Here is a 24,268-nt window from a genome sequence, read left to right on the forward strand (position 1 = left end):
GATGGTCGCTTTGCCATGCGTCAGGCAAACCGCAATCGCTGGCCAAGGCCCATTGCCTTGGCCTTGTCGACCATCGCGGCACCGAGTGCGATGTCCGTGGTGCTCAGCCCGCGATGCCAGAACAGGATCGTCTCATCGTCGTTTTGGCGGCCGAGCTTGAGGCCGCAAACGATCTGGCCGATTTCCGCGTGCAGCGTTTCTGCAGTCACCTTGCCTTCATCGACATGGCGCCGCAGAGCCCCATACGGCTTGCCTGGGCCACATTGTCCCCAGTCGTCGACGACCACCTTGTCCATGATGTCGGTGAGGTCGAACTCAAGCGCACTCATCGTGCCATAAGGAACGACGAAGGCGCCTTTCTTGACCCATTCGGTCCTGAACAGCGGTGTCGGCTCCGGCAGGCGGCTCGCCTCGATCATTATGTCGGCACCCTTCAGGCAGTCTTCCCAGTTGTCCGTGGCGACGATCTTCTTGCCGAGATCGTTTTCCAGCCGGGCGGCAAAGGCCTCGCGGCTTTCCGGCCGGCGGGAATGAACGCGGATTTCGTCGAAATCGAAAAGGTGATCGAGCAGCCTGACATTCCAGTAGGAGGTGCCGCGGGCGCCGATATGGCCAAGCACCCTGCTGTCCTTGCGGGCAAGATATTTGGCACCGAGCGCCGTGACGGCTCCCGTGCGCATATCGGTGATCGCGGTTGCGTCGACCACCGCCTTGGGCATGCCGGTCTTTGGATCGAAAAGATTAAGCACAGCCATTTCCGAAGGCAGGCCCTGCTTGTAGTTGTCGACGAAATCGCCGACGACCTTCACGCCGGCATAACCGAGCGCCTTCACGTAGCCACGCAGCACGTTGAAATGGCCCTTGTCGGAGCTTTCGGGAACGAGATGGACGCGCGGTTCGATGACGGTTTCGCCGCGGCCCTGTGCATCCAGCGCTTTTTCAACGGCAGAGAGGATTTCGGCGTCGGTGAGCGCCATGGCCTTGACGTCCAGCGCGTTCAGATAGTCGATCCAGATTTCCTGCATTGCTGTTCTCCGGAGATTTTGGCCGGCAGTGCCGTTCATTGTGATGGAGGGTGGGGCAATTCCGTGCGGCCCGCTAGGTGACAGAGCGGATGAGCGTTGCGATGGCTTCGAAGTCGGGGCCCTGCGCCCGGTCTTCCTCAAGCGGTGGTACGTATTGGCGGACAGCCCTGTATGCCGCGCCGGAACCTACCCCCAGCTCGGCCTCGACACCACGCAACTCGACAGCCTGTGTCGAGGCGATCAGTTCGATGGCCACCAGATAACGCAGGCGTTCGACGATCGCCTCGGTCTTGGCGATGACGCTGGGGGCAAGCGACGCCTGGTCCTCCACGCCGTCGGCGACCGGGATCGGCGTCAGCGAGACCGGCGCGGCAAGGTGGCGAATTTCTGCTTCAAGCGCCGATACCGTCTTCTGGACAGTAGCAAAACCGGTGCGGCTCTGCCCAAGCGGTGTCAGGAAACGCGGCAGGTCCGACATGCCGGGCGACATGATCTTCATCGTCCGGTAGGCCGTTGCCGCGGCACAATGGGCCATCGCCTGACCCAGCCTTTCCCAGGCAAGGACGAAGGCCGTCATGTCGAAATTGCCGTTCGACAGGATCAGATCTTCGCCGACGAGTATGACGGGATTGTCGCCGGAACTGCCGATTTCAATCTCGGTCGCTGCCGTCGCTTCGTCGATCGCATGCAGCAAGGCGCCCCAGACCTGCGGGCTGCACCGATAACTCAATGGATCCTGAAGACGTCTTGCGGCTCCGTCCGCAAGCAGGCTGCTGCCGGCAAGCAGGTGCCGCAAGCGGCTTGCCGCCTCTCTTTGTCCAAAGGCCGGACGCGCAGCCAGGGCGCGATCGTCGAATGCCGACACGTTCGCGCGGAACGCCTCGAAATTGAGGGCTATTGCCCTCAGCGACCATTCGAGAACTCTGCGGATATCCATAAGGCAGAGGCAGGCCTTGCCGACCGACATGCTGTTGGCAACGACGAGTGCATGCCCGTCCTTTGGTTGCAGCCTGAGCGGTTCGAGCGCCGCCCGCGACAAGGCATCCGCTGCCGGCATCACCTTGCCTTCGAATTCGACGTCACCGTAACCGAGAAGGGCACGGCCCATATGGGCGAGCGGTGCAAGGTCGGCAGCGCCAATCGAGCCAAGCGAAGGGATGATCGGATGAAAGCCGGCATTGAGTGCTGCGACGAGGCCGGAGAATACGGGAAGGGAGACGCCGGCGCCTCCGGCAGCCATGCCGGCAATCCGCACCGCCATCATCGCCCGCACAGCCTCTGTCGACATTGGCGCGCCGACGCCAACGGCTCGTGCCTGAGGGACCCTAAGCTGGAAGGCGACAAGATCATCAACCGCAAGGCGGGTATCGACACCCGCACCCAGTGCCGTCGTCAGGCCGTAGACCGGCACGTCCGAAGCCGCATAGCGATCAACGACGGCGCGGCCTGCAAGAATGCGCGTTTCGACATCCTGCCCGACGCTCACTCGGGCGTTCTGTCGTGCTATGGCGACGATATCGCCGATTGTCGGAGCCTCGGTCGTCAGGCGCACGACGGTGGGGGCCTCGGTCATTGTTTCCCTCCGTCGGTGAGATGGAGGTTCGAACGCTCGAATGTGCCCGCTTCAAAACTGAAAATTTTCCCCGGGCAGGAAACAAGGCCACCGGATCCGGAAACCTTCAAGATTACGCCGTCCTGCATCAGACCGGCCGCCGCAAGTGCGCAGATCACGCGCATTCCGAAACTCCCAAATGTCTATACATGTGTATGCGGACATGAGAGCTGACCAAATGCAAGCCAATAATCCTGGCCGAGGGTTTTTTAAGCGAAATGCAGATGCCGCGAAAACCAACGGGCGACGATCTCAGATCGGCTCTGGGGGCGCCTATGCCTGTTCGTGCGCGTAGGCTTCCAATAGATGCGCGGCGTCGGATCTCAGGCCGTTATTGACGTTCAATATATCCGAAAGCCCTGTCTGGAGAATCTCCTGGAAGGCTTCAAGGTCGGCAATAAGGTCCTTCAGGCCGCTTGCGTCGAGGCGACCGGTTTCGACCTTACCCATTACCCTTATGGCGGCCAGTCCGAGGGCCAGACGCTTCATTTCCGATGCCCGGTCGAAGAAGGTCTTGAGCTCGCGTTCCATGTCGGCAAGGCTTCGAAGTGCATTGGCCTTGTATGTGGACAACTGCTGCCGCAGCAGCACCTGTTCCTGGGCGTGATCGACGCCCGCGATCGGCGTCTCGTTCCGAAATCCGTCGACGACCTCCTGCTGCAGGTAGGATGTTGCCAAAAGAAATGCGCCGAGATGGATCGTGTGGGAGACGCGGACGGCGGCGTCGAGAAAATCGCGCAGTCCTTGCTGAATCTGTTCGGACAGGATGTTGTAATTGTTTGAGATCGTGGCAATTGCAGCACCCGCATCGCCAATCTGACCGGCATGCACAAGCAGGTTGAGCGGCACGAAACGATAGGCCTGATAACCCTCGGTAATGCCGCGGGCAGCACGCAGAAGTCTGGCGGTGGATGGAATGAGGCGGGCATAGAGTGAAAGCGTCTGCTTGGTGCGCCTCTCCATCTGTTCCTCCCGGCCGCTGAACTCGGCGACCAGAGTTGCGGCCATGAAGGCATCGTAATTTTCGAAGCCAAGTTCAGACAGGCGCGACGACAGAAGACCAGCACTTTGGGCCGGAGACATGTCGGCATCTGCTTCGACATGCAAAAGTGCCGCATATTCCGACTGGACGACATCGAAAAGAGCGCTGCCCGGTTTCAGCCGGACAGACAGAAAGCCGCTTTCGCATGGTGTTATGATCGCATAGACCCAGTAATAACGACCATCCTTGGCCTTGTTCTTGACGTAGGCTCCCGTCGGCATGCCTTTCTTCAGTCTGTCCCAAAGCAACCAGAATACCGCGCGCGGCATCGATTCATGCCGGATGATATTATGCGGCTTTCCGGCGAGTTCGGCCCACGAGTATTGGCTGATCCTTTGGAATACTTCGTTCCCAGACTGGATTTTTCCACGCTCATCCGTCCTCGAAAAGAACAATTCCCTGAAATAGAATGGGGACTCTATTTCGATCGAGACGTTCGCCTCTTGAGGTCTTTTTATCGCTTTCATCTGACGGTCCGCCGATCTTCCCGAATTACCCTCCCGTATTCGCGAACTGGCGTTGTTGCACTGGGAAAACGGCTTGTCATTACTGATTTCAGCCGCGTTTGACGTTCGTCAAGCGTGCGACGAGAAATTCAAATTTTAATAAAATTGAACAGGTTGGGGCGCTCGCATGAAGTGAAAACGCTCTTGTGGATGCAGCTTTATGTTTTGGTCGCAAATGAAAATGCGTCCGCTGACGCAACGGTTTCCGCAAATGGGCGGTTATTCTTCCGGTGGATCCGCGGCAGCAGCCGACAGGGTCTCATGCAGGCGGACGATCGCCTCAAGATCGCCGGCATCCGCGTCGGCAAGGACCCTGTCACGCAGGATGACGAGGATCTCCTCAGCACGTGTGGCCATGATCTCGCCATCGGCGGTCAACCAGATGGAATTGGCCCGACGATCGCGTTCGTCTGCACGCCGTTCGATCAGGTTGGCAGCGCTCAATTCATCGAGCAAGCGAACCAATGCGTTGCTCGATTGGCCGATGGCGTCGGCAAGTTGTACCTGACGCAAACCTCCGCCAAGTCTGTGCAGCCAGATCAAGACATCAGCGCGTGCCGCAGATATGCCTTCGTCCGCCAGTGCACGTTCCGCCAGCCGCCGCCAAAGATTTGCGCCTTGAAGCATCGCCGCGGTGGCCTTGCGCTTCAGTATCTGTTGCTTGTCCATCTCCGGCTTGCCTTCGATTGCCCTTGCGACAATGTGTCCGACCCTCTGAGGGCACCAAAAAGACATCTACACAATTTGATGACTTGAGAATAGTACGCATGTGAACTATTTAGATGACAAAGAGCAAATTCCGACAGCAAATCGCAGGCGTCCGGCTGGCCGGCACCTTTACCGTTCGCGTCTCGGCCGGATCCGGATCTTTCGTGCAACCATCTGCACGATCGCGCCCCCTTCCGGCGATGCGGCGATGACCCGATAGAGGCGGTCGGCAAACTGTTGGTCCTGAAGAAGTAGAATGTCGTTGCTATCACAATTGCTGAACCCTGCTGCCGACGATGTCGTCTTCTCGCTGAAGACATTCGCCGCTGCAGTCCTTGCGCTGTTGATCTGTTACACCTTCGATCTGCAGGGGCCGCAATGGGCCTTCACCAGCGTCTATATCATCGCCAATCCGCTGGCCGGTGCAAGCGGCTCCAAGGCGCTCTACCGGCTGGTCGGCACGGCCGCGGGCGGGGCCGCGACAGTCGTTTTCGTCCCCAATCTCGTCAATTCGCCGGAGATCCTGACGATCGTCGTCTCTCTGTGGATCGGGACTTGCCTCTGTGTAAGCCTGTTGGACCGCTCGCCGCGCGGCTACGCCTTCATGCTGGCGGGCTATACCGTCGCGCTGACCAGTTTTCCGGTCGTCGACGCTCCCGACACGGCTTTTACCTATGCCACGGCACGCACGCTGGAGATCGGCGTCGCAATCATCTGCACGCTGCTTTTCAATACCGTATTTTTTCCGAAATCCGCCAACAGCGTTCTGGCGAGGCGCGTCGACGGCTGGTTATCCGATGTCCGGGAACTGGCCGGCCAGGTGCTGCAGGGTGGCGGGGCGAAAGGGGTGGTGACATCCCTCTCGCGCAAACTGGCGGCAGAAGCGACCGATATCCGGCTGTTCACCACCCATGCTTTCTTCGACACGCCGAGCTCGAGAAAAACGGCACATCTGTCGCGAGAATTGCAGCGCATGATGGTTGCCATGCTGCCGGTCATTTCCGGCATTGAAGATGTGCTCAATGCCTTTCGCAACAGCCGCACGGGAATGCCTCCTGAAATCCGCGGGATCGTCGATGACGTGTTTTCCTGGATGAAGCAGGAGACGCCGCTTTCCGAAGAAGACCGCAGCATGCTCTGGAACCGTCTCCAGATGATTGCCCGCCGCGGCGCGGCAGACGCCAGCTGGTCGGGCATCCTGTCGCGCAACCTGGCATTCAGGCTGCAGGATCTGGTGCAGACCTGGAGCGACTGTCTCGATCTGAAGAACGGTGTCGTCCCGAACCGCACCCGAACGCGTCTTCTGGTGCGCCTGGGCCTTGCGGGTTCTCAGCGTCCGATGCACCGGGACTATGCCATGGCAGTCTTTTCGGGGATAACAGCGGCCCTGACGACCGGTTTCGGTTGTCTCATCTGGATCGCAACCGGCTGGGCGTCTGGCGCCGGCATGGTGCTGATGGGCGCCATCATGATGTGTTTTTTCGCCGCGATGGACAATGCCAAGCCGGTGATCACCAAGTTCACCATCGCCAGCAGCTTTGCCGCGATTATCTGTTTCGTCATCCAGTTCGCAATCACGCCGATGATCACAAGCTTTGCTGCAATGATGGCGGTGCTGGCGATCGTCTGTATTCCGGTTGGCCTGCTGGCGGCGCGGCCGCAGACCTTTCTTCTTGGAATGTCCGTCGGCACCAGCCTGCCGAACATGCTAGGTTTGCCTGCAAGGCCGAGTTTCGATGCGGCGAGCTTCATCAATTCGAACCTGGCGATGATCTCCGGCATGGTTCTGGCGCTGGTCGTCACGGTCCTGGTCAAGACGGTCGGTACGGAATGGAGCGCCCGGCGTCTCCTGCGCGCCGGATGGATGGATATCCGTGCCGTTGCCGTCGCCGATTCCGGCAGCGATTTCACCCAGCTTCTCCACAAGATGCTGGACCGTCTGGCCTTGCTGGCGCCGCGGGTGAACGCCTTGCCCAAGACCTCGCATATCCATGGCGAGGACATCCTCAAGGACATGCGTGCCGGCTTCAACCTGATCGAATTGCAGCGGGCGATCCTTGCGCTGCCGGCCGGTCAGGGTGCACGCGTGCATGATGTTGTCGAGGCCATTGCCGATCATTATGACCGCAAAATCCGCAGCGCCGATCCGGTCGTCCCTGATCCACGCCTTCTGCAGTCCCTTGATCGCTGTCTCGATACGCTCGGTACCGCCGCATCCGAAGCGGCAGCGGATGCTTCGCGTGCCTGCGCTGCGCTGCGCTATACGCTTTTCCCATCTGCCGATGATTTCGAGCCGCTGCCGGCGCGTCAACTTGAGGAGCAAGCCGCATGAAGCCGGAACTCGATATCTATGGCGTGTTCATCCCGACCGTCGCGCTTCTGGCGCTGATCGCCTACCTCATCAGCACGGCGCTGCGCCGCCTGCTTGACAGGGTCGGTTTCTACAATCTCGTCTGGCACAGGCCGCTCTTCGACCTTGCCATGCTCGTTTGCATTCTGGCCGGCCTCGTCGAGGCTGCCGATAAGGTGACATTATGAAAACTCTCTTCGCAGTATCGGGCCGAGTGCTCCTCACATGTGTGTTCGTCGGCATAGCCGGTGTGCTCGGCACCCATATCTGGGACTATTACATGAACCTCCCGTGGACGCGGGATGGCAAGCTGCAGGCCGATATCGTTCGCCTGACCACCGATGTTTCGGGCATTGTCAGCGAGGTCGACGTCCACGACAACCAGAAGATCAAGATGGGCGACGTCATCTTCAGGATCGACAGCGCTCGTTTCGCGCTGGCCAAGCGCGAGGCGGAAGCTCAGGTCACCAGTTCGCAGGCGGCGCTGCGCCAGGCGCGTGCCGATCTTGCCCTCTATCAGCGCCTGGGCGACGGATCGGTTACCCGGCAGAAGATTGACCAGGCACAGACATCCGCGGATCAGGCCGAGGCTACCTACCAGACCGCGCTTGTCGCCATGGATACCGCTGAACTCAATCTGGAGCGATCCACGGTCAAGGCGCCGGTCAACGGCGTCATCACCAATTTCTCGCTTCGGCCTGGCGACTATATTTCCGCTGGATCAACCGTCTCGGCGCTGGTCGACAGCGATTCCTATTATGTCGACGGTTATTTCGAAGAAAACAAGCTCGACCGCATCAAGCTCGGCGACAAGGCGCGTATCGGTCTGATGGGAACCGACGAGATTCTCAAGGGCCATGTCGTCGGTATCGCCGCGGGCATAGAGGATCGCGAGCGGTCGGACACGACCGGATCGTTGGCCAACATAAATCCCACCTTCACCTGGGTTCGGCTCGCACAGCGCGTGCCTGTCCGCATCGCACTGGACGAGGTTCCCCAGGGAACGGTCCTTGTTGCGGGACGCACGGCCAGCGTTCGCATCACCGACACCAATCCCGAGATCCGCTAAGCGCGATTGGAATTAGAAAGGCCTGTCTGAAGGCCTGAAGAGAGATGACAGGGAATTGCAGCGGGCAATGCCGGCCGGTTCACGTGCCGGCTTGCCGAAGCTTGCATTGTCCCGCCACCTCAATGAAGAAAAATACGAGAAAAATGGCATTGGACGGCGCGTCCCTCATGATCGTACGCCAGGCGCTGAATGCGTTTTGCGAACTTCACAACATCTCTCTGCTGGACGAGGTTGCCATCGAGGCTGCCGACCAGCTGGTCAAAATGGTGATCCGCGGCGAGGGCGGGCTGGAGGTCCTGCGCTGGAGGTTGGAAGATTGGCTGTCCTCCTATCTCAAGGAGTGAGCTTGCCGCAGGTCTTGCCTGCCATTCAAGAGAGGAAGCCCGCGGCCGCCTGCAGACAGACCACTTGCATTCGCCGGGCGGGCTCAAGGTCAGCGTTCGGAGTTTGCGAACCCGGTGGCGAAGACTTCTGCGATCGCCAGGACCGCGGCATGGACGGGGCCTGACGTGATGCTTGGAATAACCGACGCATCGACGACATGAAGGTTGTCCAGACCCCGGAATTTCAGGTTTGCGTCGACCGGCGCCCTGTCATCTGCCCCCATACGGCAGGTCCCGACCGGATGGTGATGAGTGATGATGGCCTTGGCGATGAAGTCGTCCGTCTCGCTCTCGCTCATGGCTTTCCGGCCGGGAAACACTTCTTCCTCCCGCCATTCGTCAAGTTCTGCTCCGTGCCCGACCATGCGTGCATAGTCGAGCGCACGGCGGAAAAGACGCCGGTCGTGCTCCGTCTGCATATATGCCGGGTCGATCATCGGTCGATCGTTTATTCCGGGTCCGGTAATCGCAAGACTACCGCGGCTGGTCGGATGGGTGACACCGAAAAGCAGCGTATAGGCCTCGCCGGCCGCCGGCGCAGTGAAGCTCTCGGAAACCGAAGGCCCAATGACGCAACCGAGAACGACATCCGGCCTGCCTTCGGCAATCGTCGGATCGTCGCCATTCAGATACATCAGCGATTCCGAAATCTGCAGCTTCGATGGCGCAACGGTCTTGCGGGCGCGGTAGACATTTCCGGCGCCGAGCAGGTGGTCGTGCAGATTGCGCCCGACCTCGCGTCTTTCGAGAATGCAGTCAACGCCAGCGGCACGAAGCAGCTCGGGGTCGCCGATCCCCGACCGCATGAGCAGGAGCGGGCTGGCAACGGCGCCGGCCGAAAGGATGATACTGTCAGCCGTGAAGATCTCCTCGTGGCCGGCCACGGTCGCCTCGACACCGGTGACACGGCCTTGGTTGACAAGCAGGCGATGGACGGTGACCCAGGGCGTGACGATAAGGTTCGGGCGTATCATTGCCGGCGACAGATAGGCATCTGCGGCACTGACACGTTTGCCGTTGCTGATCATCAGCGAGTTGGGGGACGTTCCATTGAGATTGCCGCCGTTATGCTCCGCAAGCTTCGGTATCCCGAGCGCCTGAGCGCTTGCCATATAAGCACGCGCAACCGGGCTGACTTCTCCATCCGGCAGCCAGACCGGCATCGGACCGCTATCGCCGTGGACAGGGCCTGTCCCTCCGGAGAAACTCTCCGAGGCTATGAAGCCCGGCAGCAGACCTTCGTAGGACCAGCGATTGGAACCTGTTGCCTCTGCCCATGCGGCGAAATCGTCGGCGTGGCCACGCACATGCGCCATGGCATGCAGGCAGCTCGAACCACCAAAGACCTTGCCGCGCGGCCAGGGAAGCAAACGTCCCGCGGTTCCAGACTGGGGTATTGTCTCAAAGGCCCAGTCGTAGTCGCGGCCCTGAATGAAAGGCCATTTCTGCGGAATGTCTATATCCGGATCGACCGGCGGGCCGCCGGCTTCCAGCACGCCGACCGAGCGCGCCGGATCCGCAGAAAGGCGATTGGCAAGGACGCAACCGGCGGAACCCGCGCCGACAATCAGGACATCGAAATGGGGCATGGGCAACAAACTCCGTAACGACTGGACATGCTTTTCCGTTCGCGCGGGCACGTGCCTCGCGCGGCGGACGAATTCACGGGATGGCTGGAGCTGGAGGAGCGGCGACCTCAGGCCGCGTTGACGCTTCCGACCCCGAGGCGGCTGGCAATCTTTCTCTGGACCACGGCAAGGTGCTCCCACATGGCTTTTTCGGCGCGGTTCGGATCGCGAGCTGCAATCGCCTCGGCGATCACCTGATGCTCGGCATCACGCTGGGCGATACGCTCGACCGTCGTTTCATCGTCGCTGTCGGCAAAGCGCAGGCGGCTATCGTTCTGCACCTGATGCAAAAGGATATGCAGTTCGCTCGCCAGACTGTTGCGCGAGCCGGCGGCAATGGCGCGGTGGAACAGCTGGTCGGCCTGGCTCGGGCTCATGCCGGAAGGTGACTTGGCATGTTGCAGGATGCGGCTGATTTCCGCCGGCGAGGCGCGAAGTGCCGCAAGCCGCGCGAGCGCCGGCTCCAGCATCATGCGCATTTCCATCACCTCCAGCGGGTTGGTGGAAAGCACGAGTTTGCCGCTCTGGATGCTGGTGTCGGAGGAGGCTGCCCGTCGACCGCTGCGTGCCGGTTCCAGTTCGCCAACGCCGCGCAGCATCTGCAATGCCTTGCGCAACTGGTGGCGCTTGACGTTCAGCCTGTCCGCCAGAACCCGTTCCGCCGGCAGAGAGCCTTCATCCTCGATGATCCGGCGCAGGGCGTCCACGATCTCGGCTGCTTCCTGTCTACCGGACGACGCGGAAACATCTTCCGTCACCCCTGCATCCAGTTCCTGCATCGTGTTTGCTTTTACCAAAACAGTGTTTTCCCGGAATCCGCGGCCTGACCTGCCGGCGCCATCGCTGGTTGGCGCATATCGGGCAGGTGATTTGCATAATGGTTGAGTTTCTGGTCGGCTATCAAGCCCGTCAACCACGCCTTTGGTTTCCGGCAATATGTCATGCATCCCTTCGGCGCAATTGATTTCTACCCGGCTCACCATAATATGCACCAATCTTTTGACCAATGGAATTTTTTGGTTGAAATCTTGGTTGAGTGATTTGAAGCCCAGAACATTGGAAAGCCGCGCCGCATGACCACCAAGCTTGCCCCGACCGTCTTCACGCTCACCACTGGTCCGGTGAACTGCTATCCCGAGGTACTGGCCGCGCTCGGGCGTCCGGTCCTCTATGATTACGATCCTGCCTTTATGGCGACTTACGAGCGGGTAAGCAGAAAACTGCAGACGATGTTTGCGACGAAGAACGTTCCGGTCATTCTGCAGGGCGAGCCGGTTCTGGCGCTGGAAGCGGTCGGCATCTCGACTGTGGGCAAGGATGACGTCGTCCTCAATCTCGCATCCGGCGTTTATGGAGACGGTTATCGTTCCTGGCTGGAGCCGCATGCCCGCGAATATCTGGAAATCAGGGTACCCTTCAACGAGGTGATCGATCCGGCGACCGTCGAGACCATGCTTTCCGAGCGGCCGGATATTACCGTTGTCACCATCTGCCACCACGATACGCCATCCGGCACCATCAATCCGGTGAAGGAGATTGGCGCTATCGTGGCGCGGACGAAGGCGGTTTTCGTTGTCGATGCCGTCTCGTCCTTCGCCGGCATGGATGTGCTGCCGGAAGATGTGTGCGCTGATATTTTCGTCACCGGCCCGAACAAGTGCATGGGCTGCCCGCCTGGACTTTCGCTGCTTGCCATCAGCGACAAGGGCTGGGCGAAGATGAAGGCCAATCCGAGTGCGCCGCGTGGCTCGATCCTCAGCGTGCTCGACTGGGAAGAGGCATGGCGCGCCGATCGCGGTTTTCCCTTCACGCCTTCGGTTGCCGAGATCAACGGACTGGAAGCGGCCATCGATCTCTATCTGGCGGAAGGCCAGGAAGCCGTATGGGCACGCCATGCGCTGACGGCAAAGGCCTGCCGCGCCGGCATCAAGGCGATGGGACTTCATCTTTGGGCCGCATCCGAAGAGATCGCCTCGCCAACGGCGACGGCGGTGCGTTTGCCCGAAGGCGTCGAGGAGGCGAAGCTTCGCCAGATCATGCGTGACGACTACGGCGTCGTCATTTCGTCCGGCCGTGGTGCGACGCTCAACAAGCTGGTGCGCATCGGCCATATGGGGCCGACCGCCCGGCCGATCTATGCATTGGTGGCCGTCGCGGCACTCGGCGCGGCGCTCTCGAAGATCACCAGCCAGGCTTATGATGCTGGCGCCGGATCGGCGGCAGTGATGGCGGTGATCGACGCAGCCGTTTGAGCCGGCAGACATCCTCATCTCAACGGGCGCCGCGGACATAGGCGGCGCCCAGCGCGCTGGGCAGGTTGGCCTTGCGGCCGAGCAGGACCAGTACGCCCATGACGGCCGCAAAGGGTAACATCTGGATGACGTCGGTCGGAATATCGACGCCGGCCACCTGAAGCGCTGTCGTCAGCGACAGGCAGGCGCCGAACAGGGCTGCTCCCCCCAAAACCCAGAGCGGACGTCCGCGGGCGAGCATGGCAAGGACGATGCCGATAAAACCGTTGCCGTTGGTCATGAAGGGCACAAAAATCCCGGCGCCGACGACGGCCATGAAGGCGCCGCCGAGACCGACCATGGCGCCGGTCAAAAGCACCGCCAGCGAGCGGATGCCGATGACGCTGACACCGGAGGAATCGAGTGCCGCCGGTTTGTCGCCCGCCGCCTGCAGCGCAATCCCCCAATGGGTACTGCGGTAGAGATAGGCGAGTATCGCCACCAGCAGCAGGGCGAAATAGACAATCGGCGGCCGATCGAAGAGAGCCGGCCCGAGAACCGGAATATCGGCGAGAAGCGGAATCCGCAGGGATGAGATCGCGCCGAGCCGCGGATAGGTCTGGGCGAATTGGAAATAGTGAAACATCGCCGTCGCCCCTTCGGCGCCTAGCGTCAGTGCAATGCCGATGACGATCTGGTTGAGGCCGAAGCGGACGCAGAGGATTGCCATGATCGCCGCCACCAGCATGCCGCCACTGGCGCCGCCGATAAAGCCGAGCAGGGCGGAATCGGTCTTCCAGGCGACGAGAAAGCCGGCATAGGCGCCGGCCAGCATCATGCCCTCGATGCCGATATTCAGCACGCCGGTCTTTTCCGAAAGCTGTTCGCCAAGCCCGGCAAGGAGAAGCGGAATGCCGGCGGTAATGGCGCCTGCGAGAAGGGCTGTCAGGAAGGCAGCGGTCAGGAGTGTCATCGATCAGGTCCTCCGGCTTTCGCGGCGTTTCTGGTCAAGTGTTTCGGTGATCCCGAGCAGCACAAGCAGGATCGCCATCGTTACCAGCGTGAAATAGTTGGGCACGCCGAGCCTTCGTGCCGCGCTTTCGCTGCCGATCGACAGGACGGAGAAAAGAAACACATAGGCGATCGTCGCAAAGCCGTTGAACCGGGCGAGAAAGACCAGCGGCACGATGGTCAGCGTATAGGCCGGGTTCCAGTCGGCGCGGACATTGCCATATTGGCCAAGCACGGCAACAGCGCCTGACAGGCCGGAAAAGCCGGCCGAGATTGCGAATACACCGATCGTCAGCGCCGAGACGGATAGGCCCGCATGCACGGCGGCCTTGGCGTTCGCCCCGACGACTCGCAGTTTTAGCCCGAACGCGGTCTTGGCCATCACGTAATGGACGATGAGGATGGCGACGAGGCCGATCAGCACGCCGCTCGAAATCGTCGTATCGAACAGCCGCGGCAACCGGTCTTCCACCGGCAGCGTGCGGGTCTGTGGCACCGTCGTTGCCGGGTCGAGGAAGAGAAGCTTGACCAGCACATTGGCGAGCGAAATGCCGAGAAAGGTCATCATCATCGTGGTGATGATCTCGTTGACGCCCTGCCAGGCACGCAGCATCGCCGGAACCAGCGACCAGACGGCACCCATGGCGGCGCCGATCACGAGCGTCACGATCAGCACCAGCCAGACCGGCATGAACTCGACAAGGACTGGCGCGAGTGCCGCGACAAACACGGCGCCGAGCAGGAATTGCGCGTCGCCGCCGAGGTTCCAGATGCCGGCGCGGAAGGCGACGATCAGCCCGGCGGCAATCAACAGCAGCGGACCCATTCGGGTCAGGGTCGCCTCGATGCCCGATGGCGAGAGCAGGCCGCGATTGACGATATAGGTGTAATATTCCACCGGATTGACGCCCATCAGCATCAACAGAAGGCTGGCGATCAACAGCGCTGCAATCAGCGGGGCGAGTGACAGGACGATGAGAAGCAGGCGGTCGCCCGATATCCACGCCCGTATTCCGCTCCTGTTTTCGGCCGTCTCTTCATTCATGGCCGTATCCTGCATTTCGACGCTCATGCCGCCACACCGCTCATATATTCACCGATCTTGCGCCGTGCTTCACCGTCATTTTCGACGATGCCGACGATGCGCCCCTGCGACATGACCGCGATGCGGTCGCTGAGCTCAACCAATTCGTCGAGTTCGGTTGACAGCACGATCACCGCCTTGCCGCTGTCGGCCGCTTCGCGGATGCGGCGCCGTGAGGCGGCAATATTGTTGAGGTCGAGCCCGTAGGTCGGCTTGGCGAAGATCACCGCCTTGGCGCTGCCAGTCAGTTCGCGGGCCAGAAGCAGCTTCTGGATATTGCCGCCGGACAGTTTTCCCGCCGGCGTTTCGATATCCGGCGTGCGGATGTCGTAATCCCTGATCTGCTTGCGGGCATTGTCGGCGATCACGCCTGCCTGCTGGATGCCGGAGCGCCAGAACGGCGCTTCGCCGATCTGCTTCAACAGCAGGTTGATTGAAACCGGAAATGTGCCGACCGTGCCTTCTCCCAGCCGGTCGTCGGTGACGTAACGAAGGCCGCGATTGCGTCTTTCGCCAACGGCCAGATCCTCGATTGGCTGGCCATCCAGATAGATGCGGCCGTTTTTTACCGGGCGCTGGCCGGCAAGCGCTTCTGCCAGCTGTTTCTGGCCGTTGCCGTCAATGCCGGCAATGCCGAGGATTTCGCCGGCGCCGATCTTCAACTCGATGCCGGAAACCGGCACGGTCTCATCATCGACTTCCAGCGCCAGGATTTCCAGTACCGGTTCCTTCTCGCCGGAGGCATTCCGCGTTGCGCTTGCCACTTTGTCGGATTGAGCAGTCTGCGCCTCGTTCGATCCGAACATCAGCCGGACGACCTCCTTGGTCGCCATATCCGGTCCGAGCGATTTCAAGTCGTCCGGTCCGAGCGCGCCGACCTTGCGGCCAAGCCGCAGGACCGAGATGCGATCACCATAAGCGACGGCTTCGTTGAGCTTGTGGGTGATGAAAACGACGGCGAGCCCCTGCGCCACCAGCTGCCGCATCAGACCGCCGAGTTTTTCGGCATCCTTCGGCGTCAGCATGGCGGTGGCTTCGTCGAGAATAAGGAAACGGCTGCCGCGCATCAGGGTGCGGACGATCTCCGCCTGCTGCTGCTCACCGAGCGAAAGGCTGCTGGTGACGGCATCAGGATTGATATCGACCCCGATCGAGCCGGCGGTTTCCCGCATCCGCTTCGATGTTTCGCTCCGATCCGGCTTTTTCCACCAGGTGCCGCCGAGATTGACATTGTCGACCAGCGTCAGGCTCGGCACCAGCATCGAATGCTGGAAGACCGTTCCTATCCCGAGTGAAAGCGCTTTCTGCGGTGAGGCGATCGGCGTCTGCTCGCCATCGATCAGAATCGTGCCTTCGCTCGGCTGCTGCAGGCCGGACAGCATACTGACCAGCGTCGATTTGCCCGCGCCGTTTTCGCCGAGCAGGACATGAACCTCGCCGGGAAAGAAGTCGATCGATATGGAATCATTGGCAACGATGCCGGGAAAGCGCTTGGTGACGCCTTTGAGCGAAACCAGCGGTTTCGGCCCGGTTGCCGAACCTGTCTGCGTCTGGGGAGACGATGTCATCAAGCCATCCCGGTGTTATCCCGCCGGCATTTCGCCGCAGGACCAATATCAATGCTGTGAGTGAAGGAGCCGGGTGTGATCCTGCCCGGCCCCTGATGTGATCAGTTCAGCTGGCTGACCAGGGCATGGACGGATGCTGCATCGAATTTCGGCTCGACCTTGATCTCACCCTTGATCATCTTGTCGCGGATGTCCATCACCGACTTCCAGACATCATCCGGGATCTGCTTGGTTTTCAGAAGTGAAACGGAATCGTCGGCAAGCGAGATATTGTAGTTACGGGTGCCGAACTTGTCGGCCTTGATGTCCTCGATCATCGCTGTATAGACCGGTGCGAGGTTCCACAGGACCGAGCTTAAGAGGTAGCCCTTGTCGATGCTGGTCTTGTCGCCGATCACGTCGATGAAAAACACCTTGCCGCCATCCGGCGCCTTGGTGGTCTCGACCGCCTGCAGCATGCCGAAGGAGGAGCCGTTGCCCTGGCCGAAGATGATATCGGCGCCGGCGGCGATCAGCGATTCCGTCACGCGCTTGCCACCTGCCGCATCCGAATAGGCGGCCGGTCCGATCACCGCATAACGGATCACGACGGAGGATTTTTCCGCTTTAACGCCTTCGGCGAAGGCGGCCGACTGGGCATTCCACGACGGAGGTTCGCCCGATACGACGATGCCGACAGTGCCGCTGCGGCTCATCTTAGCGGCGAGGCGGCCGGCGAGATAGGCTCCGGCATGACCGCTGGCGGTATAATCGACGACGGCGTCCTTCTTCAGCGAGGCGGGCATATCGACGATCGCCACCTTGACCTTGGCTTCGGCGCCGATTTCCGGTGCTGCCGTGTTATAACCGCTGGCATGGGCGATCAGCAGCGTGTTGCCGTCTTCGGCCAGTTCGCGCAGCGTCGGGCGCACGTCGCCGTAACCGAGGTTTTCCGCAGTGATGACCTTGACGCCGGTTGCCTTGCCGGCAGCCTTCGCGCCATCGACACCCTGCTGGTTCCAGCCGAAATCGGTGCCTTGTTCAGGTGTGAGGATGGCGATCGACTTGACATCCTCGGCATAGGAGGCGCTCGAAAGCATAGTTGCAGCAATGGCTGCAATATACGCATATTTTTTACTTCTCATTTGTGAGGTTCCCTTTGTTTTATGGTAATGTAATTCCATATTTACTTTATTTTTTCACGCTGCTAGCGTCCTCTGCAATAGAACAAAGGCGCCGTCGTCATGAAAATTCCTGCTTTCCTCGTTGTTGCCACAGCAGCTGTCATTCTCCCTGCCGTCGCGGCCTATGCGACCAAGATCGAACGGGGCCGCAGCGGCCTCGATGAAATTCCGCTTGCCGTCACCAACGGCGGCACGGACGTGATTTCCTGCGGCGCGACGCTTGCCCATTGGTATTCCCAACCCATCGGGACGGTTGCTCCGGGCGCCGTTATGAAGAGCAGGATCTGGCTGCAGCGGGAAACCGGCGCGATCTTTCTGCTCAATGATCTCGAGGATCGCATGCCGGTCGAACGCCTCTGGTGTGGCAAGGACGGCCAGTCCTGGGCGACGCGCAGCGAAATCAGGCTGGAGCGCCGCCGTGGTGAGGTTATGGCGCCAATCACGGTTACCTGCGCTGCGACCGGAAGCGCGATTGGTTGCCATCCAGGCTGAGCAAGGCTGTCTGATCGAACTCTGCGCAGATGTCATGCCCGTCTCGTGAACCATGTCGATCCCGTATTCCTCTGGAATTCAACCCTTTCGACAGGGCTGCGAGCGCTGGCCGGTGGCTATCGGGTTATGGTTTCCCTGTTCCTGCCGGCCTTTCGGCGACCGACTATATTCGCGGCTCGACCATGGTCAACATGGATTCAACCATTTTTTTTGGTTGAGATGTTTTAGCGTAAAGGTTGGATATGTTTCTGCTTATTTTTTCCCCTCTGAGCGAGCGGGGAAATCGACGCGATGGCGCATATCAATGGAACTTCCGGCCAAATGCGCGAAAATTGCTCGGGAATTCGGCATTGCATTGATAGATGCAAATTTTGTAATCGGCGACGCAAAAAATATAACCAATAATTTTGGTTGATTTATTTTGGTTGGGATGTGTAGCTTGGTTGACAAGTTCGCCAAGCGCCGGTTCTGGCCTGCCAGTTCCTGCTGCAGGAGCGAATGCCGAGGGGTTACAGGTTTAGGAGACTGCATATGGACACGAGCGCGGCAAAGACCAAGGCGGGGCTTGCCCATCGCCTGAAGACCGGTGAGCAATTCAAGGCGTCGCTTGATGACGGTCGCCAGCTCTGGGTGGGCGGCAAGAAGGTGGAGAAGGTGACGGACGAACCGGCGCTGAAGGCCGGCATCGACCTGCTCGCATCGATGTTCGACGACCAGTTTACTGAAGAACATGCCGACGCGACGACCTATGTCGAACCGTCCACCAACGAGATCGTCAGCCGTTCATGGCAGGTGCCGCGCACCTTGGCCGATCTCGTCGATCGCCGCAAGATGATCGAATATACCAGCCTCAAGACGGGTGGCACGTTCGGCCGTCCGCCGGATCTGGCGCCGGCGATTGCCGTCGGTCTCGCTGCCTATCTGCCGACCTTCAAGGCGAAGAAGTCGCTGATCGACGGCTGCAATCCGGATTTTGCCGAAAATATCGAAAGCTATATCGCCTTTGGCCGCGACAACAACCTGACGGCATCCGAAAGCCTTGCCGGCCCGCAGACCGACCGCTCCGACCCGAAGGCTGCCGAAGGTTCGCTTTTGCGCGTCAAGTCGGTCGAAAAGGGCGGCATCCGCATTTCCGGCGCAAAGACGGTCGGTTCGATCGCGGCGCAGGCCAACGAGATCTTCTTCACCAATCTCGGCGGCATCCAGTCGACGCCGGCCGATGCCTGCATCTGGGGTTCGGTGCCGATCAATACCGATGGCATCAAGATGATCTCGCGCGAGATGGTCTCCCAGCCCGGCGCCGATCCGTTCGATCACCCGGTCTCGCATCTCGGCGAGGAAGCCGACCAGTTCATCGTTTTCGACAATGTCTTCGTGCCGACCGAGCGCATCTTCAATCTCGGCGATCCGACGGCCATGCAGTGGTACGGGCCGGTCTGCGTTTTTGCCCACTGGCACGTGCTGACGCGTCTTGCGGTCAAGGCGGAGCTTTTCGTCGGTGCCGGCCAGATGGTTCTCGAAGTGCTCGGCACCGACAAGATCCCGGCCGTGCAGATGATGCTCGGCGAACTGATCGAATATGCGCAGACCCTGCGCGCCTTCATCGTTGCCGCAGAAGCGCTGGCCAAGCCGACCGAGGCCGACGTCATGGCACCGGATGTCGGCATGCTGACGGCTGGTCGCCTTTATTCGATCCAGCATTATCCGCGCATCATCCACACGCTGCAGGAACTCTGCGGCCAGGGCCTCGTGATGCGCTTCGGCAAGGCCGCCTTCGAAAACCCGGAGATCGGCCATCACCTGAAGGACCTGCTGCCCGGCCATGGTGTTTCCGCCATGCAGAAGGAGTTGTTGATGAACTTCATCTGGGACATGACGACCGGCGCGCTTGCCGGCCGCGTGGCGCTGTTTGAAAACGTCAATGCCAGCCCGGCCCCGCGGCTTCGCGCCCGCCTCTTTGAAGAGGTCAAGCGGGACGATTTCGTCGCCAAGGTGAAGAAGCTCGCCGGCATGGACTGGTAAGCCGACAAAAACGGACGACCGGCAGCGCGCCTTTCGCGCTGCCGCCTTTTTCGGGCCCGGACGTGGACGGGCCGCAGATGCGAGATCGAAAGCTCCACCATGTCCAGTCCCGACGCCATCGTCGACGCCTTCTACCGCGCCTATAACGATCACGATGCTGATGCCGCAGTCGGCCTCTATATCGAGGCCGGGCGCCACGAGGAAATTGCCTTCGGCACTGAACGCTGCGGTGCAGACGGTCTGTCCAAGGGCTTGAGCGGGCTGTTTTCGATGATGCCCGATGTCCAGTGGCGGGAGCGCGAGCGCATACGCTCCGCTGCCCACATCGCCATCCTCTATCAGATGACCGGCACATTCTCGCCACGGCCCAAGGAAGGCGCCGAGCCGCCTTCGCCAAAGGCCGTTTCCCTGAATGGGCTGCATGTCCTTGAAATCACCGATGGCCGCATATCGGTCAGCCGGGATTACTGGGACAAGGCGGAATTCCTCGCACAGATCGCATGATGCCATGACAGTGTTTGCCCATTATAGCGACTATGATGCTCTCGGCCTCGCGGATCTCGTCCGGCGCGGCGAGGTGACACCCCTCGACCTGTGGGAAACCGCTGTCGCATTGATCGAGGACGCCAATCCCGCCCTCAACTGCGTCGTTCATGCGCATTTCGATCTGGCGCGAAAGCAGATCGAGGATGGATTGCCGAACGGTCCGTTCCACGGCGTGCCTTTCCTTCTGAAGAATACCGGTTTCGAAGTGAAGGACATGCTGCTGTCGACCGGGGCGAGACTGTTCCGCGACATGGTCTCCACCCGCGACGGAACACTTGCGGCCCGCTACAAGGCGGCCGGCCTCGTTATTCTCGGCAAGACCAATACGCCTGAATTCGCCCTGAGCTTTGCCACCGAGCCACGCGAATTCGGCCCGACGCGCAATCCCTGGAACCTCGATCATGGTCCGGGCGGTTCGTCCGGCGGCTCTTCGGCCGCTGTTGCCGCCGGCATCGTGCCGATTGCCAATTCGTCGGATGGCGCCGGCTCGACACGGCTGCCGGCCTCCCATTGCGGACTGTTCGGTTTCAAGCCGAGCCGGATGCGCAATCCGCTTGGCCCCGTTGCGGTCGAAGGCATTGCCGGCATGTCGACGCCGCATGCGCTCTCCTGGACGGTGCGCGACAACGCAGCACTTCTCGATGTTTCGGCCGGTGCCGATATCGGCGATCCCTATGCGGCACCGGAGCCTTCGGGCACCTATCTTGCGGCTGTCTCGCGCACGCCGCAACGGTTGAAGATCGGCCTGACGTTGGCGTCGCCGCTCGGCACGGATGTCGATCCCGAAATTCTCGCGACCGTCCGCGAGGCGGCTCTTTTCCTTGAAAGCCTCGGCCATCATGTCGAGGAAGTGGCGGATGCCGGTTACGACGCCCATGCGCTGAAGGCAGCCTGGCGGGTTATTGCCGGCGTCAATGTTGCTCCCGCCGTGCTCGGCCGCGGGGCGGCCCTTGGTATTGACGACCCTGCATCGCTGCTGGAGCCGGTCAACGAGGAATGGATCCGCGAGGGCATGACCCACACGGGCATGACCTATCTCAAGGCGATCAACCAGCTGCATGCCACGGCCCGTGGTCTCGGCGGCTTTTTCGGCAAATACGACCTGCTGCTGTCACCATCGACCGGTGAGCTTGCGCCGAAGATCGGCGAAATGGCGGGCAGCGGCATCTCGCTTGACGCCTTCTATGACCGGTTCTGGTCGCATGGCCCGTTCACCGCAGCCTTCAACGCCTCCGGTTTCCCGGCGATGAGCGTGCCTTTCGGCGCGTCGAAATCGGGTCTGCCGATCGGCATCCATGTCGGTGCGGGTTTCGGGCAGGAGGAATTGCTGTTTTCGGTCGCCGGCGAAATCGAACGCACACGTCCCTGGATCGCATCTCGTCCATCCTATCAGGCCGGCAGGACCGGACCCAAAGCAGGAGGTGACTCGTGAGCCCGCTTTCCGCAGACAATATCCGCAATCTCGGCGCCGAGGCGCTTTCCCGCAAGGTCGGCTGTGGCGCGTTGAAGGCAACGGCGGTGGCCGAAGCCTATCTCGACCATATCGCGGCGCGCGAACCCGACGTTCTGGCATGGAAACATCTCGACCCGGCGCAGGTCATGGCGGCGGCGGAAGCGATCGATGCCCAGCCGAAAAAGGGACCGCTCGCCGGCATCCCGATCGGCGTCAAGGATGTGATCGATACATCTGACATGCCGACCGGTTACGGAACGGACGCCTATGACGGTTTCCAGCCGCTCTGGGATGCTCCCTGCGTGGCGCTGTCGCGCGATGCAGGCGGGCTGGTGCTCGGCAAGACGGTGTCGACGGAATTTGCCATGGCAAGCCCCGGCAAGACGCGCAACCCCCATAATCCGGCGCATACGCCGGGCGGCTCTTCCAGCGGTTCCTGCGCCGCCGTCGGCGCCGGCATGTCGGTGATGGCTTTCGGCACGCAGACGGCAGGCTCGATCATTCGCCCCGCGGCCTATTGCGGCACGGTCGGTTACAAACCGACCTTCGGCCTGATCGATCCGGCTGAAGTGAAGGTTCTGGCGCATGGGCTCGATACGCTCGGAATGATCGCACGCAACGTCCGCGATGCCGCATGGTGCACTTCCGTTCTGGCCGGCCGTGCGAACATGATGGTTGGTGCCGAACCGGCAAAGCCTGTGGTCGGGCTGTTCCTGCCGTCTCGTCTTGAGCTGGCGGGCGAAGAGGCGATCGTCGCCGTCGAGGTTGCCGCAGACAAACTTTCCGATGCCGGCGTCACGGTCCGCAAGATCGCGCTTCCTTCATGGTTCGACGAGTTGCACGATATCCATGCAGCGATCATGGGCTGGGAGGTCACCCATGCGCTGGCCCATGAGCGGTTGAGGCTCTGGGACAGACTGACACCCGTCACCCGCGCCTTCCTGACCGAAAAGGCGTTGATCACCATCGAACAATATGATGCCGCCTCGCGGCGTATCGTCGAACTCCGCGAGGCCTTCTCCGGAATGATCGATGGGGTCGATCTGCTCATGACCTTGCCGGCGCCCGGTGCCGCACCGGAAGGACTGGCCTCGACCGGCGCCCCGGCCTTCAATACACCCTGGACAGTGCTGCACACGCCCTGCATCACCATCCCCGTCATCCGCACCGACGACAACCTGCCGGTCGGTATCCAGCTTGTCGGCCGTATCGGTGATGATGCTCGGCTTTTCGATGCGGCGGCCTTCGTTGAGGCAGTGCTCGGCACGGCCGGCGGGCGTCGCGGATGACGCCATTGTTCAACGAGCTGCCGGAAAACCTGACGGGGATGCGGCGCATCCTGGCATGGCTGCCGATACTCGTCCTTGCCGCCGCTTTTTCCTATCTGCTGCTGCTGGTCGGTTTTCCGGCTGCAACGCTGCTTGGTGCAATGATCGCCGGGATCGTGTTCGGTGTCGGTGGTACGCAGCTTTCCGTTCCAAGGCCCGCCTATACGCTTGCGCAAGGCTTTGCCGGTGTGTTCATCGCCCGCAGCCTGACGCCTTCGATCCTGATCGATGTCACGGCCCATTGGCCGTTCCTGATCCTGATGACGGCATTGACGCTGTTTTGCGCCTTTTTCGTCGGCTGGGCGCTCAACCGCTGGGGCGGCGTGCCAAAAATGCCGGCAATCCTCGGCAGCCTGCCGGGCATGTCGGGCGCCATGGTCATCATCGCGCATGAACGCGGCATCGACAGCCGCATTGTCGCGCTGATGCAATATACACGGCTGGCAAGCGTGATCGTCGCCGTCTCGCTCGTCTCGCATTTCCTTCCCAATATCGAGGCCAAGGACGTCATCGGCGAAGCCGGCCTGCAATTCTCCGACTGGCCGGCGGTGGTGATCTCGGCGCTGATTGCGGCAAGCGCCCTGCCTGCCGCGCGGTTCCGTTGGCTGCCGGCTGCGTCGATGTTGTTCCCGATGATCATCGGAGCGATCCTTGAATCATCCGGGATATTCCATATCGTTCTTCTCGACTGGGTCATCGCGCTGGTGTTTGCCGTGATCGGGCTGGAAGTTGGGCTGAAATTCACCCGCGCGTCGCTATCACAGCTGGCGCGGATGATCCCCGGCATCCTGATATCCTGCGTCGCGTTGCTCCTGACCGGTGGGTTGCTGGCGCTGCTGCTCAGGCTCGTCATGCCGGTCGATCCCCTGAGCGCTCTGCTTGCCACGGCGCCCGGCAGTACCGAAACCGTAGCGATCGTGGCGGTTGCCGGTCATGCGGAGGTCTCGGTCGTGCTGGCCTTCCAGACCGTGCGGATGTTCGTCGTCGTGCTGTTCGGACCGATGATCATGGAGAAGCTGTCGCTGCTTCCGATATGGAGATCCTGAG

General features: G+C 60.9%; 22 protein-coding genes. 11 read left to right on the plus strand and 11 right to left on the minus strand.

What is annotated here, in order from left to right:
* Positions 1–20: 20 nt before the first annotated feature.
* The 5 genes from AC2GXZ_RS17745 to AC2GXZ_RS17765 form a co-directional block, all read right to left on the minus strand.
* A complete protein-coding gene (locus AC2GXZ_RS17745) occupies positions 21–1,025 on the minus strand; it encodes an ornithine cyclodeaminase family protein (RefSeq protein ID WP_483760511.1) in 1,005 nt (334 codons plus the stop codon).
* A 73-nt stretch (positions 1,026–1,098) separates the two neighbouring features.
* Positions 1,099–2,598: an HAL/PAL/TAL family ammonia-lyase gene (locus AC2GXZ_RS17750; protein ID WP_483760512.1), complete on the minus strand. Its 1,500-nt coding sequence runs from the start codon at positions 2,596–2,598 to the stop codon at positions 1,099–1,101.
* On the minus strand, positions 2,595–2,762 hold the full coding sequence (locus AC2GXZ_RS17755) for a hypothetical protein (protein WP_483760513.1): 168 nt from the start codon (positions 2,760–2,762) through the stop codon (positions 2,595–2,597). Before AC2GXZ_RS17755 ends, AC2GXZ_RS17750 begins: the two co-directional genes overlap by 4 nt.
* 148 nt (positions 2,763–2,910) lie before the next feature.
* Complete coding sequence (locus AC2GXZ_RS17760) at positions 2,911–4,146, minus strand: PAS domain-containing protein (RefSeq protein ID WP_483760514.1); 1,236 nt, start codon at positions 4,144–4,146, stop codon at positions 2,911–2,913.
* Positions 4,147–4,404: 258 nt separating this feature from the next.
* Positions 4,405–4,854: a MarR family winged helix-turn-helix transcriptional regulator gene (locus AC2GXZ_RS17765; RefSeq protein ID WP_483760515.1), complete on the minus strand. Its 450-nt coding sequence runs from the start codon at positions 4,852–4,854 to the stop codon at positions 4,405–4,407.
* 295 nt (positions 4,855–5,149) lie between these two features.
* Here AC2GXZ_RS17765 and AC2GXZ_RS17770 point away from each other — a divergent pair, with 295 nt between their 5' ends.
* From AC2GXZ_RS17770 to AC2GXZ_RS17785, 4 genes are all read left to right on the plus strand, one after another.
* Positions 5,150–7,225 carry an FUSC family protein gene (locus AC2GXZ_RS17770; RefSeq protein WP_483760516.1) on the plus strand — a complete coding sequence of 692 codons (2,076 nt, stop codon included), beginning with the start codon at positions 5,150–5,152 and terminating at the stop codon, positions 7,223–7,225.
* Positions 7,222–7,431 (plus strand): DUF1656 domain-containing protein, encoded by a 210-nt coding sequence (locus AC2GXZ_RS17775; protein ID WP_483760517.1) that lies wholly within the window; start codon positions 7,222–7,224, stop codon positions 7,429–7,431. The genes AC2GXZ_RS17770 and AC2GXZ_RS17775 overlap by 4 nt, the downstream gene beginning before the upstream one ends.
* Entirely contained in the window at positions 7,428–8,312 is an 885-nt protein-coding gene (locus AC2GXZ_RS17780) for an efflux RND transporter periplasmic adaptor subunit (RefSeq protein WP_483760518.1), read from the plus strand. Before AC2GXZ_RS17775 ends, AC2GXZ_RS17780 begins: the two co-directional genes overlap by 4 nt.
* A 167-nt stretch (positions 8,313–8,479) precedes the next feature.
* The gene (locus AC2GXZ_RS17785; RefSeq protein ID WP_483760519.1) at positions 8,480–8,656 is read left to right on the plus strand and encodes a hypothetical protein; all 177 of its coding nucleotides are present in this window, start codon (positions 8,480–8,482) and stop codon (positions 8,654–8,656) included.
* 89 nt (positions 8,657–8,745) lie between these two features.
* Here the strand turns inward: AC2GXZ_RS17785 and AC2GXZ_RS17790 are convergent, their stop codons facing one another.
* Together AC2GXZ_RS17790 and AC2GXZ_RS17795 are read right to left on the minus strand one after the other, a co-directional pair.
* Positions 8,746–10,284 carry a GMC family oxidoreductase gene (locus tag AC2GXZ_RS17790; protein ID WP_483760520.1) on the minus strand — a complete coding sequence of 513 codons (1,539 nt, stop codon included), beginning with the start codon at positions 10,282–10,284 and terminating at the stop codon, positions 8,746–8,748.
* Between the two features lie 107 nt (positions 10,285–10,391).
* Positions 10,392–11,120, minus strand: coding sequence for a FadR/GntR family transcriptional regulator (locus AC2GXZ_RS17795; protein WP_483760521.1), 729 nt, complete (start codon positions 11,118–11,120; stop codon positions 10,392–10,394).
* Positions 11,121–11,396: 276 nt separating this feature from the next.
* Here AC2GXZ_RS17795 and ppaT point away from each other — a divergent pair, with 276 nt between their 5' ends.
* A complete protein-coding gene (gene ppaT / locus AC2GXZ_RS17800; RefSeq protein WP_483760522.1) occupies positions 11,397–12,575 on the plus strand; it encodes a pyridoxamine--pyruvate transaminase in 1,179 nt (392 codons plus the stop codon).
* A gap of 19 nt (positions 12,576–12,594) precedes the next feature.
* Here ppaT and AC2GXZ_RS17805 read toward each other — a convergent pair whose 3' ends face one another.
* The 4 genes from AC2GXZ_RS17805 to AC2GXZ_RS17820 all read right to left on the minus strand — a co-directional run bounded on the left by AC2GXZ_RS17805 (position 12,595) and on the right by AC2GXZ_RS17820 (position 17,341).
* A complete protein-coding gene (locus tag AC2GXZ_RS17805) occupies positions 12,595–13,527 on the minus strand; it encodes a putative B6 ABC transporter permease subunit 1 (protein ID WP_483760523.1) in 933 nt (310 codons plus the stop codon).
* Positions 13,528–13,530: 3 nt separating this feature from the next.
* Positions 13,531–14,610, minus strand: a complete 1,080-nt coding sequence (locus tag AC2GXZ_RS17810; protein WP_483760524.1) for a putative B6 ABC transporter permease subunit 2 — start codon at positions 14,608–14,610, stop codon at positions 13,531–13,533.
* Positions 14,611–14,633: 23 nt separating this feature from the next.
* Positions 14,634–16,217 (minus strand): putative B6 ABC transporter ATP-binding protein, encoded by a 1,584-nt coding sequence (locus tag AC2GXZ_RS17815; protein WP_483760525.1) that lies wholly within the window; start codon positions 16,215–16,217, stop codon positions 14,634–14,636.
* A 101-nt stretch (positions 16,218–16,318) separates the two neighbouring features.
* A complete protein-coding gene (locus AC2GXZ_RS17820) occupies positions 16,319–17,341 on the minus strand; it encodes a putative B6 ABC transporter substrate-binding protein (protein WP_483760526.1) in 1,023 nt (340 codons plus the stop codon).
* A gap of 99 nt (positions 17,342–17,440) precedes the next feature.
* Between AC2GXZ_RS17820 and AC2GXZ_RS17825 the strand changes: the two genes are divergently transcribed.
* The 6 genes from AC2GXZ_RS17825 (at position 17,441) to AC2GXZ_RS17850 (ending at position 24,267) form a co-directional block, all read left to right on the plus strand.
* Complete coding sequence (locus AC2GXZ_RS17825; protein ID WP_483760527.1) at positions 17,441–17,872, plus strand: hypothetical protein; 432 nt, start codon at positions 17,441–17,443, stop codon at positions 17,870–17,872.
* Between the two features lie 531 nt (positions 17,873–18,403).
* Positions 18,404–19,894 (plus strand): 4-hydroxyphenylacetate 3-hydroxylase N-terminal domain-containing protein, encoded by a 1,491-nt coding sequence (locus AC2GXZ_RS17830; protein ID WP_483760528.1) that lies wholly within the window; start codon positions 18,404–18,406, stop codon positions 19,892–19,894.
* A gap of 99 nt (positions 19,895–19,993) precedes the next feature.
* A complete protein-coding gene (locus tag AC2GXZ_RS17835) occupies positions 19,994–20,398 on the plus strand; it encodes a nuclear transport factor 2 family protein (RefSeq protein ID WP_483760529.1) in 405 nt (134 codons plus the stop codon).
* Positions 20,399–20,402: 4 nt separating this feature from the next.
* Positions 20,403–21,872, plus strand: coding sequence for an amidase (locus AC2GXZ_RS17840; protein WP_483760530.1), 1,470 nt, complete (start codon positions 20,403–20,405; stop codon positions 21,870–21,872).
* Positions 21,869–23,182, plus strand: a complete 1,314-nt coding sequence (locus AC2GXZ_RS17845) for an amidase (RefSeq protein WP_483760531.1) — start codon at positions 21,869–21,871, stop codon at positions 23,180–23,182. The genes AC2GXZ_RS17840 and AC2GXZ_RS17845 overlap by 4 nt, the downstream gene beginning before the upstream one ends.
* Positions 23,179–24,267, plus strand: coding sequence for an AbrB family transcriptional regulator (locus AC2GXZ_RS17850; RefSeq protein ID WP_483760532.1), 1,089 nt, complete (start codon positions 23,179–23,181; stop codon positions 24,265–24,267). Before AC2GXZ_RS17845 ends, AC2GXZ_RS17850 begins: the two co-directional genes overlap by 4 nt.
* Position 24,268 lies beyond the last annotated feature (1 nt).

This window comes from Aliirhizobium sp. YIM B11859 (assembly GCF_057163345.1).

What these genes read in the sequence shown, in the direction of transcription:
- AC2GXZ_RS17745 (WP_483760511.1), bottom strand. Translation starts at nt 1,025, where the DNA reads ATGCAGGAAATCTGGATCGACTATCTGAACGCGCTGGACGTCAAGGCC.
- AC2GXZ_RS17750 (WP_483760512.1), bottom strand. Translation starts at nt 2,598, where the DNA reads ATGACCGAGGCCCCCACCGTCGTGCGCCTGACGACCGAGGCTCCGACA.
- AC2GXZ_RS17755 (WP_483760513.1), bottom strand. Translation starts at nt 2,762, where the DNA reads ATGCGCGTGATCTGCGCACTTGCGGCGGCCGGTCTGATGCAGGACGGC.
- AC2GXZ_RS17760 (WP_483760514.1), bottom strand. Translation starts at nt 4,146, where the DNA reads ATGAAAGCGATAAAAAGACCTCAAGAGGCGAACGTCTCGATCGAAATA.
- AC2GXZ_RS17765 (WP_483760515.1), bottom strand. Translation starts at nt 4,854, where the DNA reads ATGGACAAGCAACAGATACTGAAGCGCAAGGCCACCGCGGCGATGCTT.
- AC2GXZ_RS17770 (WP_483760516.1), top strand. Translation starts at nt 5,150, where the DNA reads ATGTCGTTGCTATCACAATTGCTGAACCCTGCTGCCGACGATGTCGTC.
- AC2GXZ_RS17775 (WP_483760517.1), top strand. Translation starts at nt 7,222, where the DNA reads ATGAAGCCGGAACTCGATATCTATGGCGTGTTCATCCCGACCGTCGCG.
- AC2GXZ_RS17780 (WP_483760518.1), top strand. Translation starts at nt 7,428, where the DNA reads ATGAAAACTCTCTTCGCAGTATCGGGCCGAGTGCTCCTCACATGTGTG.
- AC2GXZ_RS17785 (WP_483760519.1), top strand. Translation starts at nt 8,480, where the DNA reads ATGATCGTACGCCAGGCGCTGAATGCGTTTTGCGAACTTCACAACATC.
- AC2GXZ_RS17790 (WP_483760520.1), bottom strand. Translation starts at nt 10,284, where the DNA reads ATGCCCCATTTCGATGTCCTGATTGTCGGCGCGGGTTCCGCCGGTTGC.
- ppaT (WP_483760522.1), top strand. Translation starts at nt 11,397, where the DNA reads ATGACCACCAAGCTTGCCCCGACCGTCTTCACGCTCACCACTGGTCCG.
- AC2GXZ_RS17805 (WP_483760523.1), bottom strand. Translation starts at nt 13,527, where the DNA reads ATGACACTCCTGACCGCTGCCTTCCTGACAGCCCTTCTCGCAGGCGCC.
- AC2GXZ_RS17810 (WP_483760524.1), bottom strand. Translation starts at nt 14,610, where the DNA reads ATGAATGAAGAGACGGCCGAAAACAGGAGCGGAATACGGGCGTGGATA.
- AC2GXZ_RS17815 (WP_483760525.1), bottom strand. Translation starts at nt 16,217, where the DNA reads ATGACATCGTCTCCCCAGACGCAGACAGGTTCGGCAACCGGGCCGAAA.
- AC2GXZ_RS17820 (WP_483760526.1), bottom strand. Translation starts at nt 17,341, where the DNA reads ATGAGAAGTAAAAAATATGCGTATATTGCAGCCATTGCTGCAACTATG.
- AC2GXZ_RS17825 (WP_483760527.1), top strand. Translation starts at nt 17,441, where the DNA reads ATGAAAATTCCTGCTTTCCTCGTTGTTGCCACAGCAGCTGTCATTCTC.
- AC2GXZ_RS17830 (WP_483760528.1), top strand. Translation starts at nt 18,404, where the DNA reads ATGGACACGAGCGCGGCAAAGACCAAGGCGGGGCTTGCCCATCGCCTG.
- AC2GXZ_RS17835 (WP_483760529.1), top strand. Translation starts at nt 19,994, where the DNA reads ATGTCCAGTCCCGACGCCATCGTCGACGCCTTCTACCGCGCCTATAAC.
- AC2GXZ_RS17840 (WP_483760530.1), top strand. Translation starts at nt 20,403, where the DNA reads ATGACAGTGTTTGCCCATTATAGCGACTATGATGCTCTCGGCCTCGCG.
- AC2GXZ_RS17850 (WP_483760532.1), top strand. Translation starts at nt 23,179, where the DNA reads ATGACGCCATTGTTCAACGAGCTGCCGGAAAACCTGACGGGGATGCGG.